The 16188-nt window shown below is 66.4% G+C and carries 14 protein-coding genes; 1 reads left to right on the plus strand and 13 read right to left on the minus strand.

Going from position 1 to position 16188, the window contains the following annotated elements:
* The 4 genes from ctaD to ACFVWL_RS17725 all read right to left on the minus strand — a co-directional run bounded on the left by ctaD (position 1) and on the right by ACFVWL_RS17725 (position 4617).
* Positions 1-1734 (minus strand): cytochrome c oxidase subunit I, encoded by a 1734-nt coding sequence (ctaD, locus tag ACFVWL_RS17710; protein WP_387185611.1) that lies wholly within the window; start codon positions 1732-1734, stop codon positions 1-3.
* Positions 1735-1737: 3 nt separating this feature from the next.
* Positions 1738-2640 (minus strand): cytochrome c oxidase subunit II, encoded by a 903-nt coding sequence (coxB, locus tag ACFVWL_RS17715; RefSeq protein ID WP_387185613.1) that lies wholly within the window; start codon positions 2638-2640, stop codon positions 1738-1740.
* 140 nt (positions 2641-2780) lie between these two features.
* Positions 2781-3143, minus strand: coding sequence for an iron-sulfur cluster insertion protein ErpA (gene erpA, locus ACFVWL_RS17720; RefSeq protein WP_017830247.1), 363 nt, complete (start codon positions 3141-3143; stop codon positions 2781-2783).
* 70 nt (positions 3144-3213) lie between these two features.
* On the minus strand, positions 3214-4617 hold the full coding sequence (locus ACFVWL_RS17725; protein WP_387185617.1) for a dipeptidase: 1404 nt from the start codon (positions 4615-4617) through the stop codon (positions 3214-3216).
* Positions 4618-4663: 46 nt separating this feature from the next.
* Here ACFVWL_RS17725 and ACFVWL_RS17730 point away from each other — a divergent pair, with 46 nt between their 5' ends.
* Positions 4664-5236, plus strand: coding sequence for a DUF3043 domain-containing protein (locus tag ACFVWL_RS17730; protein ID WP_387185619.1), 573 nt, complete (start codon positions 4664-4666; stop codon positions 5234-5236).
* Here ACFVWL_RS17730 and ACFVWL_RS17735 read toward each other — a convergent pair.
* The 9 genes from ACFVWL_RS17735 to ACFVWL_RS17775 all read right to left on the minus strand — a co-directional run bounded on the left by ACFVWL_RS17735 (position 5211) and on the right by ACFVWL_RS17775 (position 16188).
* Entirely contained in the window at positions 5211-6248 is a 1038-nt protein-coding gene (locus ACFVWL_RS17735; RefSeq protein WP_387185621.1) for a quinone-dependent dihydroorotate dehydrogenase, read from the minus strand. The two genes, ACFVWL_RS17730 and ACFVWL_RS17735, sit on opposite strands and share 26 nt — an antisense overlap.
* Positions 6249-6258: 10 nt before the next feature.
* Positions 6259-6729 carry a transcriptional regulator NrdR gene (gene nrdR, locus ACFVWL_RS17740; protein WP_387185623.1) on the minus strand — a complete coding sequence of 157 codons (471 nt, stop codon included), beginning with the start codon at positions 6727-6729 and terminating at the stop codon, positions 6259-6261.
* Positions 6730-6739: 10 nt separating this feature from the next.
* Positions 6740-8044, minus strand: coding sequence for a histidinol dehydrogenase (hisD, locus tag ACFVWL_RS17745; protein WP_387185626.1), 1305 nt, complete (start codon positions 8042-8044; stop codon positions 6740-6742).
* A gap of 1 nt (position 8045) precedes the next feature.
* Complete coding sequence (locus ACFVWL_RS17750; RefSeq protein ID WP_387185629.1) at positions 8046-9281, minus strand: hypothetical protein; 1236 nt, start codon at positions 9279-9281, stop codon at positions 8046-8048.
* A gap of 71 nt (positions 9282-9352) precedes the next feature.
* On the minus strand, positions 9353-12871 hold the full coding sequence (gene dnaE / locus ACFVWL_RS17755) for a DNA polymerase III subunit alpha (RefSeq protein ID WP_387185632.1): 3519 nt from the start codon (positions 12869-12871) through the stop codon (positions 9353-9355).
* A complete protein-coding gene (locus ACFVWL_RS17760) occupies positions 12790-14046 on the minus strand; it encodes a hypothetical protein (RefSeq protein ID WP_387185634.1) in 1257 nt (418 codons plus the stop codon). The genes dnaE and ACFVWL_RS17760 overlap by 82 nt, the downstream gene beginning before the upstream one ends.
* Positions 14021-14563 (minus strand): RNA polymerase sigma factor, encoded by a 543-nt coding sequence (locus ACFVWL_RS17765; protein ID WP_387185879.1) that lies wholly within the window; start codon positions 14561-14563, stop codon positions 14021-14023. Before ACFVWL_RS17765 ends, ACFVWL_RS17760 begins: the two co-directional genes overlap by 26 nt.
* Positions 14564-14589: 26 nt before the next feature.
* Positions 14590-15219 (minus strand): GNAT family N-acetyltransferase, encoded by a 630-nt coding sequence (locus ACFVWL_RS17770; RefSeq protein ID WP_387185636.1) that lies wholly within the window; start codon positions 15217-15219, stop codon positions 14590-14592.
* Positions 15220-15267: 48 nt separating this feature from the next.
* Complete coding sequence (locus ACFVWL_RS17775; RefSeq protein WP_387185638.1) at positions 15268-16188, minus strand: RluA family pseudouridine synthase; 921 nt, start codon at positions 16186-16188, stop codon at positions 15268-15270.

A 16188-nucleotide genomic window follows, 5' to 3' on the forward strand; every position in this document is an offset into this window, starting at 1 on the left:
TTAGTGGGCCTCTCGCTCGCCGGGAGCAGTCGTAGCGAACTCCGCGGCCTCCGGGTGATTCAGATCGAACGCAGGACGCTCGCTGCGGATGCGCGGGATCGATGTGAAGTTGTGGCGCGGGGGCGGGCACGACGTCGCCCACTCGAGCGATCCGCCGTAGCCCCACGGGTCGTTGACCGTGACCTTCGGAGCCTTGCGTGCGGTGATCCACACGTTCAGGAAGAACGGCAGCATCGAGGCGCCGAGGATGATCGCACCGATCGTCGAGACCTGGTTCTGCCAGGTCCAGCCGTCGGCCTCCGAGTAGTCCGCGTAGCGGCGCACCATGCCGTCGACGCCCAGCCAGTGCTGGATGAGGAACGTCATGTGGAAGCCGATGAACAGCAACCAGAAGTGCACGTACCCGAGGCGCTCGTTCAGCATGCGTCCGGTCCACTTCGGCCACCAGAAGTAGAAGCCCGCGAACATGGCGAACACCACGGTACCGAACACCACGTAGTGGAAGTGGGCGACGACGAAGTAGGAGTCGGACAGGGCGAAGTCCAGGGGCGGAGCCGCGAGGATGACGCCGGTCAGACCGCCGAAGACGAACGACACGAGGAAGCCGAGGGCGAAGACCATCGGGGTCTCGAAGGTCACAGACCCTCGCCAGAGCGTGCCGATCCAGTTGAAGATCTTCACACCCGTCGGCACAGCGATGAGCATCGTCATCAGCGCGAAGAACGGCAGCAGGACCGAGCCCGTCACATACATGTGGTGAGCCCACACCGCGACCGAGAGCGCTGCGATGGCGATCGTCGCGTAGACCAGGGTCTTGTATCCGAAGATCGGCTTGCGGCTGAAGACCGGGAAGATCTCGGAGACGATGCCGAAGAACGGCAGCGCGATGATGTACACCTCGGGGTGACCGAAGAACCAGAACAGGTGCTGCCAGAGCAGGACACCACCGTTCGCCGGGTCATAGATGTGCGCACCCAGGATGCGGTCTGCGGCGGCGGCGAAGATGGCTGCGGCGAGCACCGGGAACGCCATCAGGATCAGCAGGCTCGTGATGAGCGTGTTCCACGAGAAGATCGGCATGCGCCACATGGTCATTCCGGGCGCGCGCATCGTGATGATCGTCGTGATGAAGTTGACGGCACCCAGGATCGTTCCGAAACCGGAGATGCCGAGTCCGACCATCCAGAGGTTTCCACCGGCACCCGGCGAGAACGATGCTCCCGCGAGCGGCTGATAGGCGAACCATCCGAACGATGCCGCACCCTGCGGGGTGAGGAAGCCGGCGACAGCGATCGTGGAGCCGAAGAGGAAGAGCCAGAAGGCGAAGGCGTTCAGACGCGGGAAGGCGACGTCGGGAGCACCGATCTGCAGCGGCAGGATGGCGTTGGCGAAGCCCGCGAACAGCGGCGTCGCGAACATCAGCAGCATGATCGTGCCGTGCATCGTGAAGAGCTGGTTGTACTGCTCCTTGGTCGGGATGATCTGCATTCCCGGCGCGAACAGTTCGGCACGGATGACGAGTGCCATCACGCCGCCGAGCAGGAAGAACATCACCGAGGCGATCAGGTACATGTACCCGATGGTCTTGTGGTCGGTGGAGGTGATCCACTTGACGACGATGTTGCCCTTCTGCTCGACTCGCGAGGAGCTCATGAGAGCGGCCTGACGGGCGGGCAGAGTGGTCGGACGCGACCGGGGGGTCTCGTCGGTACGGGGAGCTTCTGTGGTCGACATGACTTACTCCCCTCCTTCCTCTGTGTCGGTCTTCGGGGTGGTCCCCGGGAAGTTCGAGAGACGGTCGTAGGCGTTCGTGATGTCGCCGGTGTTGCCCTTCTCCTCGAGCGATGCGAGGTAGGAGTCGTACTCGCTCTGCGAGACGACCTTCACGTTGAAGAGCATCATCGAGTGGTACTCACCGCACAGCTCGGCGCACTTGCCGGCGTACTCGCCCTCACGGGTCGGGATGAACGACCAGGAGTTGTCCTTCCCGATGAACATGTCCTTCTTGTAGAGGAAGTCGATGATCCAGAAGGAGTGGATGACGTCACGCGACTGAAGGTTGATCGTCACCTTCTTGTCGACGGGCAGAACCAGCGTCGGCAGCTGCGCCTGGTCGATGTTGCCGTCCTTGTCGGGCTGGGCCTGGATGCCCATGGTCCACACGGCGTCGGACTTGTCCTTCTCATCGCCGTCGTACTGGAAGTCCCACGCCCACTGCTTCGCGATGGCGGTGATCTCCACGTCGGGCTCGTCCCACTTGGCCTCGATCTCGGACTGATCCCGGGCGGTGAAGAAGAACATGCCCAGCACGAGGATGAGCGGCACGATCGTGTAGAAGATCTCGATCGGCATGTTGTACCGCATCTGCACCGGAAGACCGGTCTGGCCCTTGCGACGACGGTAGGCGATCGCGGCCCAGGCCATCAGACCCCAGGTGATGATGCCGACAGCGAGAAGCACGATCCAGGAGTTGACCCAGAGTGAGGAGACACGCTCGGTCTGGTTGGTGGCTGCGGGACCACCCTCCACGAAGCCCGGAAGAAAGCCGTTCAGCTCGGTGGGAGAGCATCCCGCCAGGGCCAAGGCTGCCGCAACTCCCACAGGGAGGGCGGCCCAACGAAGGCTGCGTTTCGAGGGCACGATGCACCTTTCAGATCGCGAACAGAGCACACCCAAGTCTAGGGCAACCTCACACCTGATTCATGCCATCCACGCAGGTTCCGGAACCAGAACGGCCACCGTCACCAGTGGTGACGGTGGCCGAGTCCGCAGAGCGAGGATCAGTGGAAGCTGTCTCCGCAGGCGCAGCTGCCTGCCGCGTTGGGGTTGTCGATCGTGAACCCCTGCTCGGAGATCGTGTCCTTGAAGTCGATCGCCGCACCGTCGAGGTACGGGACGCTCATGTTGTCGATGATCACCTCGACGCCGTCGAAGTCGACCGTCTCGTCGCCCTCGAGGTAGCGCTCGTCGAAGTAGAGCTGGTAAATCAGGCCCGAGCATCCGCCGGGCTGCACGGCGACACGCAGTCGCAGATCGTCGCGGCCCTCCTGCTCGAGGAGGTTCTTCACCTTCGTGGCGGCAGCGTCGGTCAGGGTGACGCCGTGTGCGCGGGTGGTCTCTGGGGAGAGTGTGGTGTCGCTCATGTCGCTCCTTGTGACGGGCCGCAGGTGCACGGCTTCTCGGACGATTCTACCGCCGCTGATCCTGAGAGGCTCAGAGTTGCGTCTCATTCATTCGCGCCAACAGCAGCGCCTCGGTCGCGACCGCATGGCGGAAGGTGTCGAGGTGCAGCGACTCGTTCGGGCTGTGCGCGCGGGAATGCGGGTCCTCGACGCCGGTGACCAGGATCTGCGCGGCCGGGAACTCCCGCACCAGATCGGCGATGAACGGGATCGATCCGCCCACGCCGAGATCGACGGGGGGCACTCCGTAGCCGTCGCGCATCGCGTCGCGGGTCAGCGCGACAGCCCAGCCGCTGGTGTCCACGAGGAAGCCGTCGCCGAGGTCGACATCCGAGAAGGTGAGCTCGGCACCGAACGGAGCGTGGGCGCGGAGATGGCGCTCGAGGGCGTCGTACGCCTCCTGGCCGGTCTGCCCGGGAGCGACGCGAGCGCTGATGACGACGGTGACCTCGGGCAGCAGAGTGTTGGAGGCCGCCGCCACGCTCGTGGCATCGATCCCGATCACGGTGACCGACGGCTTGTTCCAGATGCGGCTGAGGATCGTGCCGTCGCCGATCGGCGTGGTGCCGGGCAGGAGCCCTGCCTCGTCACGGAGCGTCTCCTCGGTGTAGTCGGGGGTGGGCGCATCGCGGTCGGTCATCCCTGCGACCGCTACCGAACCGTCGGCGTTCCACAGCGTGGACAGCAGCGTGACGGTCGCCATCATCGCGTCGGGCACGGCGCCACCGAACATCCCCGAGTGCGAGGCGTGGTCCAGAGTGCGCACGCGCAGCGTGAAGCGCGCATTGCCGCGGAGGGAGACGGTGAGACCGGGAGTGACCGAGTCCCAGTTGCCGGAGTCCGCCACCACGATGGCGTCGGCGCGGAGGGCTTCCTTGTTGTCGGAGAGGAACTGGGCGAACGATCGGGACCCGTACTCCTCCTCCCCCTCGATGAACATCGCGATGCCGAGGTCGAGGTCATCGCCGAGCACCGCGCTCACCGCGCGGATCGAGGCGATGTGCGACATGATCCCCGCCTTGTCGTCCGCAGCCCCGCGTCCGTAGAGCCGCCCGTCGCGCACCGTCGGCTCGAACGGCGGGGTCTCCCACAGAGCGTCGTCCCCGGGAGGCTGCACGTCGTGGTGCGCATAGAGCAGGATGGTGGGCTTGCCGTTGCGGGCCGCACGCGTGGCGAGCACCGCCGGCTGCCCCTGCTCGTCGGTGCCCGGGATCGCGGCACGGAGGATGCGCACCTCCTCGAACACGCCGGTGTTCGTTGCCAGTGCGGCGACGGCCTCCGCGCTGCGTTCCAGCTGGGTCTGATCGAACGCGGGCCAGGCCATCCCCGGAATACGCACGAGGTGGCCGAGATCCGACAGCGCGGAAGGGATTCCGGTCGCCACGGCCTCGAGGACGGCGGCGTCGGACTCACGGGGAGGAACAGGAGAGGTCATGCGAGTAATCTTAAGGTGATCCCCCGCCAGCGAACCGAGGAACTCCGTGTCCACTACGCCTACCTCCCCTTCCACGAACGACGACGCCTCCGAGACGACTGCCGTCGGCAAGGGGCGCGCGACGCCGACCCGTGCGGAGCAGGAGGCAGCTCGACGCCGCCCCCTGGTCGCCAACACCAAGGAGGCGAAGGCGGCAGCGAAGGCCGACCTCAACGAGCGTCGCGCCCGCGCCCAGGCGGGTATGGCCGCCGGTGAGGAGAAGTACCTCCCGGTCCGCGACAAGGGCCCGCAGCGCCGCTGGGTTCGCGACTACGTCGACGCGGGCTGGCACCCGGCCGAGTTCGTGATGGGCGTCATGGTCCTGGTCATCCTCGCCTCGCTCGTGCCGGCGAACACCGTCATCTCGTTCTACGCCTACATCGTGATGATGGGCTACCTCGTCATCGCCATCGGCGGCATGGTCCTGCTCGGCATGCGGGTCAAGCGCAAGGCCGCGGCGAAGTTCGGCAAGGAGCGCCTCGAGCGTGGCCTCGGCTGGTACGCCGCGATGCGCGCGCTCCAGATGCGCTTCATGCGCCTGCCGAAGCCGCAGGTCAAGCGCGGCCAGTACCCCGACTGATCAGTCCTCTGTTGATCTCGCGGCCCCAGAACGGGCCGCGGTAGAGGAAAGCGGTGTAGCCCTGCACGAGGGTGGCACCCGCATCCAGGCGTTCCTGCACGTCGGTGGGAGTCTCCACTCCCCCGACCGCGATCACGCAGAAATCGGCGGGGACGGCTTCCCGAACGATGCGGAGCACTTCGAGCGAGCGCTTCTTCAACGGCGCGCCGGACAGACCTCCCGCTCCAGCGGCCTCGACCGTCGCCGCATCCGTGATCAGTCCGTCTCGACTGATCGTGGTGTTGTGCGCGATGATTCCTGCGAGCCCTTCGGCGACAGCCATCTGCGCGATCGCCGTGATCTCCTCATCGGAGAGGTCCGGTGCGATCTTGACGAGCAGCGGGGTGGCGCCCGACGCCTCCCGGACGGCCCGCAGCAGCGGCGCGAGCGTCTCGACGGCCTGCAGTCCGCGCAGCCCCGGGGTGTTCGGCGACGAGACGTTCACGGCCAGGTAGTCGGCGAGCGGAGCGAGCCTGGTCGCCGATGCCACGTAGTCGGCCGTCGCATCCTCGACTTCGACCACCCGGCTCTTGCCGATGTTGACGCCGATGATCGTGTCGGGCGCGCCACGACGCAGACGTGCGAGCCTGCGCGCCGCGGCGTCTGCTCCCGCGTTGTTGAAGCCCATGCGATTGATCACGGCGCGGTCTGCAACGAGACGAAACAGCCGCGGCTTCGGGTTCCCGCCCTGAGGAATGGCCGTCACGGTACCGACTTCCACATGCCCGAAGCCGAGAGCCGCGAGTCCCCGCACGCCCACGGCGTTCTTGTCGAAACCGGCAGCGACGCCGAACGGCGACGGGAAGGTGAGTCCGAGCGCCTCGACACGGAGCGACGGGTCGGGACGGGTGATCGCATGCGTGGCCCACGAGAACGGAGGCGCACCGAGCACGCGGATCACCGCCATACCGGCGTGGTGGGCGAACTCGGGATCGAAGCGCGAGAGGACAGCGCGGAAGAGCAGCGGATACATCCCTGCCAGGTTACCGGTCCTCGGACTCCCGCTTCGTGTGGTCGGCGCGCAGATCGGTGATCGCGGCCTCGAAGTCCTCGAGCGAATCGAACGCCTGGTACACACTGGCGAAGCGCAGGAAAGCGACCTCATCGAGATCACGCAGCGGACCGAGGATCGCGAGGCCGATCTCATTGGTGTCGAGCTGCGATACGCCGGTCTGGCGCACCGCCTCTTCCACGCGCTGCGCGAGCACGGCGAGGTCTCCCTCTGTGACCGGCCGTCCCTGGCAGGCCTTCCGTACACCCGTGATGACCTTCTCGCGGCTGAACGGCTCCATCACGCCGGAGCGCTTGATCACGTTGAGGCTCGCGGTCTCGGTCGTGGTGAAGCGGCCGCCGCACTCGGGGCACTGTCGACGACGCCTGATCGAGAGTCCGTCGTCGCTGGTACGTGAATCGATGACGCGGGAGTCGGGGTGTCGGCAGAAGGGGCAGTGCATCTGACCGATCCTACGCGGTGAAACGGGCCTCGATCGCTTCACCGTGTGCGGGGAGCACCTCGGTTTCGGCGAAGGCGACGACTCCGGCACGCACGGCCTCCAGTGCAGCCCTGTCGTAGGAGATCACCTGCTGTGGACGGAGGAACGTGTACGACCCGAGCCCGGGCGCGTAGCGCGCCTGTCCCCCGGTCGGCAGCACGTGATTGCTGCCCGCCATGTAGTCGCCGAGGCTGACCGGGGTCTGGTCGCCGACGAACACGGCGCCCGCGCTGGTGAACTCGGCTGCCGCTTCCTCGGCGTCCACCAGGTGCAGTTCGAGGTGCTCCGGTGCGTAGGCGTTGCTGAACGCCGTGGCCATCGCTCGGTCGTCGACGAGGACGATGGCGGACTGCGGCCCCGACAGTGCGGCGGCGACACGTTCACTGTGGCGCGTGATCGCGGCGATGCGCTCCACCTCGATGGCGACCTTCTCGGCGAGCTCCGGCGCGTCGGTGACCAGCACGGCGGATGCCTGCTCGTCGTGCTCGGCCTGGCTGACGAGGTCGGCGGCGATGAGACGCGGATCCGCGTGGGCGTCGGCGACCACGAGGATCTCCGTCGCCCCGGCTTCCGAATCGGTACCGACGACACCCGCGACCGCACGCTTGGCGGACGCGACGTAGTTGTTGCCGGGGCCGGACACGACATCGACCGGGTCGAGGTCGAGGGACGGCACGCCGTACGCCAGGGCGCCGATCGCGCCGGCACCGCCCATCGCGTACACCTCGGTCACGCCGAGCAGCGCCGCCGCCGCCAGGATCGTCGGGTGGATCCGCCCACCCTGATCCGCTTGCGGCGGCGATGCCAGCGCGATCTCCGCGACTCCGGCGATCTGCGCGGGGACGACGTTCATGATCACGCTCGACGGATAGACGGCTTTGCCACCGGGGATGTAGACGCCTACACGGTGCACCGGCTGCCAGCGCTGGGTGATGACGGCCCCCTCACCGATCCGGGTGACCTGCGTGGCGGGAACCTGCGCGGCGGAGGCGAGACGCACTCGCCGGATCGCCTCTTCGAGGGCAGTCCGCACCGCGGGATCGAGTTCCGCCAGGGCTGTGGTGATGTGCTCGGCCGGCACCCGCACGGCGTGGTCCGTGACGGCGTCGAAACGCTCGGCCTGCTCGCGAAGAGCGACTTCACCGCGCCCGCGCACGTCCTCGACGATGCGAGCCGCAGTGTCGAGCGCTTCGGCGCGCGCCTGGGTGGCGCGAGGTACGGCGGCGAGCATGCCGGCGGGCGAGAGCTCACGCCCTCGCAGATCGATCGTGCGCATTTCAGCCCTTCGTGATGTCGGAGATGTCGTGGAGGTAGCCGATGCGGCCGTCATCATGTCGCACGACGAAGGCACCCCCACGGTCCTCGATCACGAGAGCCCAGGCACTCGGGCCGATGCGGAAGAGCGGTTCGCCGCGCTCGTCGTGGACGTCGCGCTCCGAGGGCGCGAGGATCCAGAACGGCTGGACGGCGAGTTCCGCCTCCCGCTGGTTCGTCGGCTCGAGGTCGGCATCGCTGACGCCCTCCAGGACCAGCGGTGCGGGCTCTTCTTCCGCGAGCGTGCTCGTCTCGTAGGTCGCGGCCGTCTCCAGCAGCGATTCGATGCTCCCGGTATCCGAGACGATCTCCGGTTCCTGGCCGCGGGAACGACGCGAGTAGGCAGGCACGTACTCGTCGTCGGAGGTCTCCTGCGCGGTACCGAGACCACCGCCCGAGGCATGCGCTGTGAGAGGCACCTGCTCGGCCAGATCGAATCGGGCGATCTCGTCGGTGGCCTGACGACCCGACGTCTCGACATCGAGGTCGACGACGAGCGGACGCTCTGAGCTGTCCGCGATGACGTCGGTCTGCTCCTCCTGCTCGCTGGTCCCATCGAAGGACGCAGACGGTTCGGCTGTACTGGTCGCCTCTTCGTCGTCTTCGGCGACCGGCACCGGCTCGGGACGCGGTCGTGCGATCACGGGGCGCACCGGATTCGCGTTGCGGTGCGCGAGCGTCACGAGCCGACCGTGGAAGTCTTCCTTGAGCCCTGGGATGATCGGGGCGAAGACGGTGAGGGCGACGAGGGCGAGCGAGGTGATGACCATGGCCACCCCGTTCCAGGGAAGGCTCCAGCTTCCGCCGGAGATCGCTGCGGAGATCGCGAGCCACAGGCTGCTGACCCAGACCACGGCCGACACGGAGAAGGCGACAGACGCGAACTGATCGATGCCGAGCGAACCGACCCGGCGGATGCCGTCGGGCGAGAACCGGCGAAGCACCAGCAGGAACACGGCGACGGTCGGGAGCGCCACGGGGAGAACCCATTGGATACCGACGCCCCACAGCGAGAGGTCACCGATCAGGGGGAAGAAAGAGAACACGAAGGACAGCAGCCAGACTCCGACGATGAGGAGCTCGCGCAGCGTGAAACCGAGGATGCCGAATTCGGGGGTGACCTCTTCGTCGTAGAGGACGCCGTCGTCGTCGCTGAAAACCGTGTCCTCGGGGTCCGCTTCGGGGAGATCCGTGCTCATGCGTGGTCCTTTCGTCACAGGGCTCGACGGGTGGATTCGTCGTTCTGCCGACGGCTCATGATCCTACCCGCTCACCCCAGACAGGTGGGTCCGAGCAGTGACTTGAGGTCACCGAAGAGGTCTGCCGACACCTTGACCGGCATCGGCACCTCGAAGACCTTCGCCGTGCCGCCCCGATGCACGCGAAGCAGCACTTCGGTGTCGCCGTTGTGTCGTCGCAGCACCTCGGCGAGTTCCATCATCACGCGCTCGGTCGCCCGCTGCTCGGCGAGCACCAGAGCCAGCGGACCGGCTGCATCGAACGAGCCGACGTCGGGCGCGAACGCCGACTGCGCGTGAAGGTTGAGCCCGTCATCTCGTCGGGACACGCGCCCGCGCACGGCGAGGATCGCATCCTGCTGCAGGGTGTGCTGGAACTCGGTGTAGGTCTTCCCCATGAACATCACGGTGACCTCACCGTTGAAGTCCTCGACGGTGATCATGCCGTAGGGGTTTCCGCTCGCTTTGGCGACGCGATGTTGCACGCTGGTCACGAGCCCGGCCACCGTCACCTGGTCGCCGTCCTGCAGGTCTTCGGAGTTGTTGAGGTCGTGGATCGAGATCGATGCGTGCTTCGCGAGCGGCACCTCGAGCCCGGCCAACGGGTGGTCCGACACGTAGAGGCCGAGCATCTCCCGCTCGAACGCGAGCTTGTCCTTCTTGATCCATTCGGGCTTCGCCGGGACTTTCGCCGGGGCCACCTCTTCGGTGCCGTCGTACAGGCTGTCGAAGTCGAAGCCGATGGCGCCCTGGGCCTCGTTGCGTTTGCGGTCGACCGCGGCCTCGACCGCGTCTTCATGCACCTCGTAGAGTGCGCGACGCGTGTCCCCCATCGAGTCGAAGGCGCCGGCCTTGATCAGCGACTCGACCGTGCGCTTGTTCGAGACGTGCAGCGGCACCTTCTCGAGGAAGTGATGGAACGACGTGAAGCGCTCGTCCTTGCGGGCCTTCACGATCCCTTCGACGACGTTGCTGCCGACGTTGCGCACCGCACCGAGGCCGAAGCGGATGTCGTCGCCGACGGCGGCGAAGAAGTTGATCGAGTCGGAGACGTCGGGCGGAAGCACCTTGATTCCCATGCGGCGGCACTCGTTCAGGTACAGCGCCATCTTGTCCTTGGAGTCGCCGACGCTGGTGAGCAGCGCCGCCATGTACTCGGCGGGATAGTGCGCCTTGAGGTACGCGGTCCAGTACGAGACGAGCCCGTATGCAGCGGAGTGGGCTTTGTTGAAGGCGTAGTCCGAGAAGGGCAGCAGGATGTCCCACAGAGCCTTGATCGCCGCCTCTCCGAATCCGCGCTGGGTCATGCCGCCCGCGAAGCCCTCGTACTGCTTGTCGAGCTCGGACTTCTTCTTCTTACCCATCGCCCGACGGAGGATGTCTGCCTGACCGAGGCTGAACCCGGCGACCGCTTGGGCGATGGCCATGACCTGCTCCTGATAGATGATGAGCCCGTAGGACTCCTCCAGGATCTCGGCGAGCGGCGCTTCCAGCTCAGGGTGGATCGGAGTGATCTCCTGCAGCCCGTTCTTGCGCAGCGCGTAATTCGTGTGCGAGTTGGCGCCCATGGGCCCCGGGCGGTACAGGGCGATGAGGGCCGAGATGTCGCCGAAGTTGTCGGGCTTCATCAGTCGCATGAGCGAACGCAGCGGCGGGCTGTCGAGCTGGAAGACGCCCAGGGTGTCGCCGCGGGCGAGCAGCTGGTACACGCCGGGGTCGTCGAGGCCGAGGTGTTCGAGATCGAGCTCTTCGCCACGGTTCGTGCGAATGTTGTCGAGCGCATCCGAGATGATCGTGAGGTTGCGGAGCCCGAGGAAGTCCATCTTGATCAGGCCGAGGGACTCGCAGGACGGGTAGTCGAACTGCGTGACGATCTGCCCGTCCTGCTCACGGCGCATGATCGGGATGATGTCGAGCAGCGGATCGGACGACATGATCACGCCGGCAGCGTGCACGCCCCACTGGCGCTTCAGACCCTCCAGACCGAGTGCGCGGTCGAATACCGTCTTCGCCTCGGGGTCGGTGTCGATGAGCGTGCGGAACTCGCTCGCCTCCTTGTACCGCGGGTGCGCCGAGTCGAACATGCCGTCGAGGGGCATGTCCTTACCCATCACGGGGGGCGGCATCGCCTTGGTGAGCCGCTCCCCCATGCTGAACGGGAAGCCGAGCACACGACCGGCGTCCTTCAGCGCCTGCTTGGACTTGATCGTGCCGTAGGTGACGATTTGCGCGACGCGCTCGGACCCGTACTTCTCCGTGACGTAGTCGATGACCTCGCCACGGCGCCGGTCATCGAAGTCGACGTCGAAGTCGGGCATCGAGACGCGGTCGGGATTGAGGAAGCGCTCGAAGATCAGACCGTGCTCGAGCGGGTCGAGGTCGGTGATCTTCATGGCGTAGGCGACCATCGAGCCGGCACCGGAGCCACGGCCCGGACCCACGCGGATGCCGTTGTCCTTCGCCCAGTTGATGAAGTCGGCGACGACGAGGAAGTACCCCGGGAAGCCCATCTGCAGGATGATGCCGGTCTCGTACTCTGCCTGCTTGCGCACCTTGTCGGGGATGCCACCGGGATACCGGTAGTGCAGGCCGGTCTCGACCTCTTTGATGAGCCAGCTGTCCTCGGTCTCGCCGTCGGGCACGGGGAAGCGCGGCATGTAGTTGGCCGAGGTGTTGAACTCGACCTCGCAACGCTCGGCGATCAGCAGGGTGTTGTCGCAGGCTTCGGGGTGATCGCGGAACAGCTGCCGCATCTCGGCCGCGGTCTTGATGTAGTAGCCGTCGCCGTCGAACTTGAACCGGTTCGGGTCGTCCATCGTCGATCCCGACTGCACGCACAGGAGCGCTTCGTGCGCGTCGGCCTCGTGCTGGTGCGTGTAGTGCGAGTCGTTGGTGGCGACCAGCGGGATGTTCAGATCCTTCGAGAGGCGGAGGAGATCGGTCATCACACGTCGCTCGATGGACAGCCCGTGGTCCATGATCTCGGCGAAGTAGTTCTCCTTGCCGAAGATGTCCTGGAATTCCGCGGCTGCCGCCCGAGCCGCATCGTACTGACCCAACCGGAGTCTCGTCTGCACCTCACCCGACGGGCACCCCGTCGTCGCGATGATCCCCTTGCCATAGGTCTGGAGCAGTTCGCGGTCCATGCGGGGCTTGAAGTAATAGCCCTCCATACTCGACCGGGAACTGATGCGGAAGAGGTTGTGCATGCCCTCGGTGCTCTGGCTCCACATCGTCATGTGGGTGTAGGCGCCCGAGCCGGAGACGTCGTCGCTCTTCTGGTCGGGCGAGCCCCACTGCACACGCGTCTTGTCGCTGCGGTGCGTGCCGGGGGTCATGTACGCCTCGAGCCCGATGATCGGCTTGATGCCCGCGTTGCGCGCCGCGTTGTAGAACTCGAACGCCGCGAACGTGTTGCCGTGATCGGTCACCGCGATCGCCGGCATCTTGTATTCGGCGGCCGCCTGGGTCATGGCGTTGATCTTCGCCGCACCGTCGAGCATCGAGTACTCACTGTGCACGTGCAGGTGGACGAAGGAGTCGGATGCCATGCCTTCGATTCTACGGCGGGGCCCCGACACCGGAGGTCGGTGTCGGGCCCCCGCCGGGGCTCCAGCTCTACGGTGCGGAGTCCACGATAGAGACCGTGTACGTCGTCCGGATGTCCGGCACTCGAGGAGACGATGTCGACGGCGGCGTTGACCGTCCGGTCGTAGCGCACCGCATGCTCGATCACCCACCCCGTCGCCTCATCCACCGTGATCGTCTCGGTGCGCGGATCGTGCAGGTCACGGCGATACTCGTAGCGGACGGTCCCGCTGCCGGCCCCCTCCGTCTGCACGAGTCCGCTGACCGCCAGCGCATCCAGGTATGCCTTGCGAACGTCGGGCGGCGCGATATTCAACAGCAACTCGAAGGTGAGACCTTCGAGGAGCGCGTCGTCGGCCTCCCGCTGTGTCGACGTCCAACCCGAGATCCTCGCGCGCAGGTCGTCGAGGAGCGCCTGTGGATCCCTGGGAAGGTTCGCATAGGAATCGATCGAACCTGTCGCCGGCAGCATGTCCCCGCCGAGCCCTCCAGGACTCCACCATCCGTCGGCGCCCGGCTGTACGGGCATCGCGACGCTCCATGCGGCCTCATCATCGGAAGATGCCTCACCTCCAGGGAAGAACTGAACCCGCTCGGCGAAAGGCCCGTTCTCGTTGTACCAATCCCTCGATCGATCGGCGGGAACGTACAGCTGCAGCCGGTCGCGCGTGAGGAGCGCCGAGACGAGAGGTGTGCCCCGGTACGAGGGCCACGTGAAGACCGCCCCCTGAGAGTCTCGATAGCTCAACCGCTGGATGTCGCTCTCGATTCGGAGGTACTGCCCCGCCTGCGGGGTCGTTCCCGGGAACGGTTCCGTCACGGTCGTCCCCGAGGTGGCGGAGGGCAGCGGCGTCGGCGGCGAGGGCTGTGGTGTCGGTCGGATGGCCTCGTCGGGAACCGCCTCGACGCGCGGAGCCGGAGCGCTCAACTGATTCACGACGACGATACCCGCCGTCGCTGCAGCCACTCCGGCCACCGCCCCGGCGATCACGAACATCGGCCGACGCGCGATCCGCTTTCGCTCCGCACTCCGTTCCTCATCGATCCCGCGGAGAAGCCGCGCCTTCGCCGCCGTGATCCGCTCCTCCGTCAGGCCAGCCCCCCGGTTGACCTCACGCACTCGCTCGAAAACGTCCATCGACCTCTCCCTTCTTCTCGTCCACGATTCGTTCTCGACCGCTCCCGCGATTCGGATTCAACCGCGTCCGCACGCGGTTGATGCGCGATCGGACGGTCCCCACCGGGACGCCGAGGGCGATGGCGATCTCCTCATAGGTGAGGTCGCCCCACGCGTAGAGCAGCAGGGTCTCGCGATCCTTCGCTGAAAGCGACGCGATCATCGGCGCCAGCTCCCTGGTGGAGATCTCGGCGTCGAGACGGGCGACCGCCACGTCGAGTTCCCCGTGGGAGATGTGCTCTTCCCTGGCGGCTGACGCCGCGCTCGAGCGGAGATGCTTGGCCTCTCGCGCCCGATGCTTCTTGATCAGACGGGAAGCGATCCCGTACAACCAGGGAAGCGCCGAGTCCCAGGCCGTGTCGAACGATCTCCGTCGTGCGAACGCGACCAGGAAGGTATTGCCCCAGATCGCGAAGACGGTTCGAAAATCGTCACGGCAGCGAATCGGCGAACGCCGCCGGAGGCTGGAGTGACCGATGGATGATCTCGCTGTCTGTGGTCACGCTATGCATGGGCCGTGCTCCGCCGAGCGGTTCGCGCTTTCTTCGATGGCATCTGCGATGCGCCCAGATCGAGCCTCATCAACACGCGAGGGAACCCGTCGAGGACGGACCCTGTGTCCGCCGCCTTCACGAAACCCGCGCTCTCGAAAAGGGAGCGTGTGCCGACGTACGCCATCGTCAGATTCACCTTCTCGGCACCGTTATCCACCGGATAGCCCTCGATCGCCGGTGCTCCTCGCTCCTCCGCATAGGTCACGGCGCCGTCGATCAGGGCGTGGGAGATGCCCTGCTTCCGGTGACCAGGACGCACGCGGAAACACCAAAGCGACCACACGTCGAGATCGTCGACGTGCGGGATGAGTCGGTTGCGGGCGAAGCTCGTATCCCGTCGCGGATGCAGCGCCGCCCAGCCGACCGGTTCGCCGTCGAGATAAGCGATCACTCCGGGCGGCGGATCCTCATGGCACAGCTCGCGCACGCGATCGGCACGGGCTGGCCCTTTCAGAGCCAGATTCTCCTTGCTGCCGATCCGGTAGCTCAGGCAGAAGCACACGTTCGACGTCGGCTTCTTCGGCCCGACGAGGGCCGCGACGTCGTCGAACGCGGTCGCGGGACGAACCTCGATGGTCATGCGTTCAGTGTCGCGCACATCACCGACACCCTGTCGGTGAAACACGGATCAGTCGCCCCGCAGCACGTCCAATGCGTGACGGAAGTCCTCGGGATACGGGGACTCGAACTGCACCCAGTCCCCCGTCGTGGGATGCGCGAAGGCGAGCCGGTGCGCATGCAGCCACTGGCGGTTGAGCCCCAACCGTGCCGACATCGTCGGGTCTGCTCCGTAGAGCGGGTCGCCGACGCAGGGGTGGCGGTGCGCAGCCATGTGCACCCGGATCTGATGGGTGCGGCCGGTCTCGAGGTGGATCTCGAGCAGCGACGCCCCGGGAAACGCCTCGAGCGTCTCGTAGTGCGTGACGGACGGCTTTCCGTCCGGGACCACTGCGAACTTCCACGAATGGTTCGGGTGGCGACCGATCGGAGCATCGATCGTTCCGGCAAGCGGATCCGGGTGTCCCTGGACGACCGCGTGATAGATCTTCTCGACCGTGCGGTCCTTGAAGGCCTGTTTCAGAACCGTGTAGGCATGCTCGGACTTCGCCACCACCATCAGGCCGCTGGTACCGACATCGAGTCGGTGCACCACGCCCTGACGCTCCGGAGCACCGCTGGTCGCGACGCGGAAGCCCGCGGCAGCGAGGGCGCCGACGACCGTGGGGCCCTCCCAACCGACCGACGGATGGGCCGCGACGCCTGTCGGCTTGTCGACGACGACGAGGTCATCGTCGTCGTAGACGATCCCGAGCTCCGGCACCGCGATGGGAACGATCTTCGGTGCTTCTTTCGGCTGCCATTCGATGTCGAGCCAACCGCCGCCGCGCAGGCGGTCGGACTTGTCGAGCGTCACGCCGTCGAGCCGCACTCCACCCGCGGCTGCGACCTCGGCGGCGAAGGTACGGGAGAAACCCATCAGCTTCGCCAGAGCCGCGTCGACGCGTGCGCCGTCCAGGCCGTCGGGCACCGGCAGCGACCGTGATTCCAC

The sequence above is a fragment of the Microbacterium sp. NPDC058269 genome (genome assembly GCF_042881445.1).
Classification (GTDB): domain Bacteria; phylum Actinomycetota; class Actinomycetes; order Actinomycetales; family Microbacteriaceae; genus Microbacterium.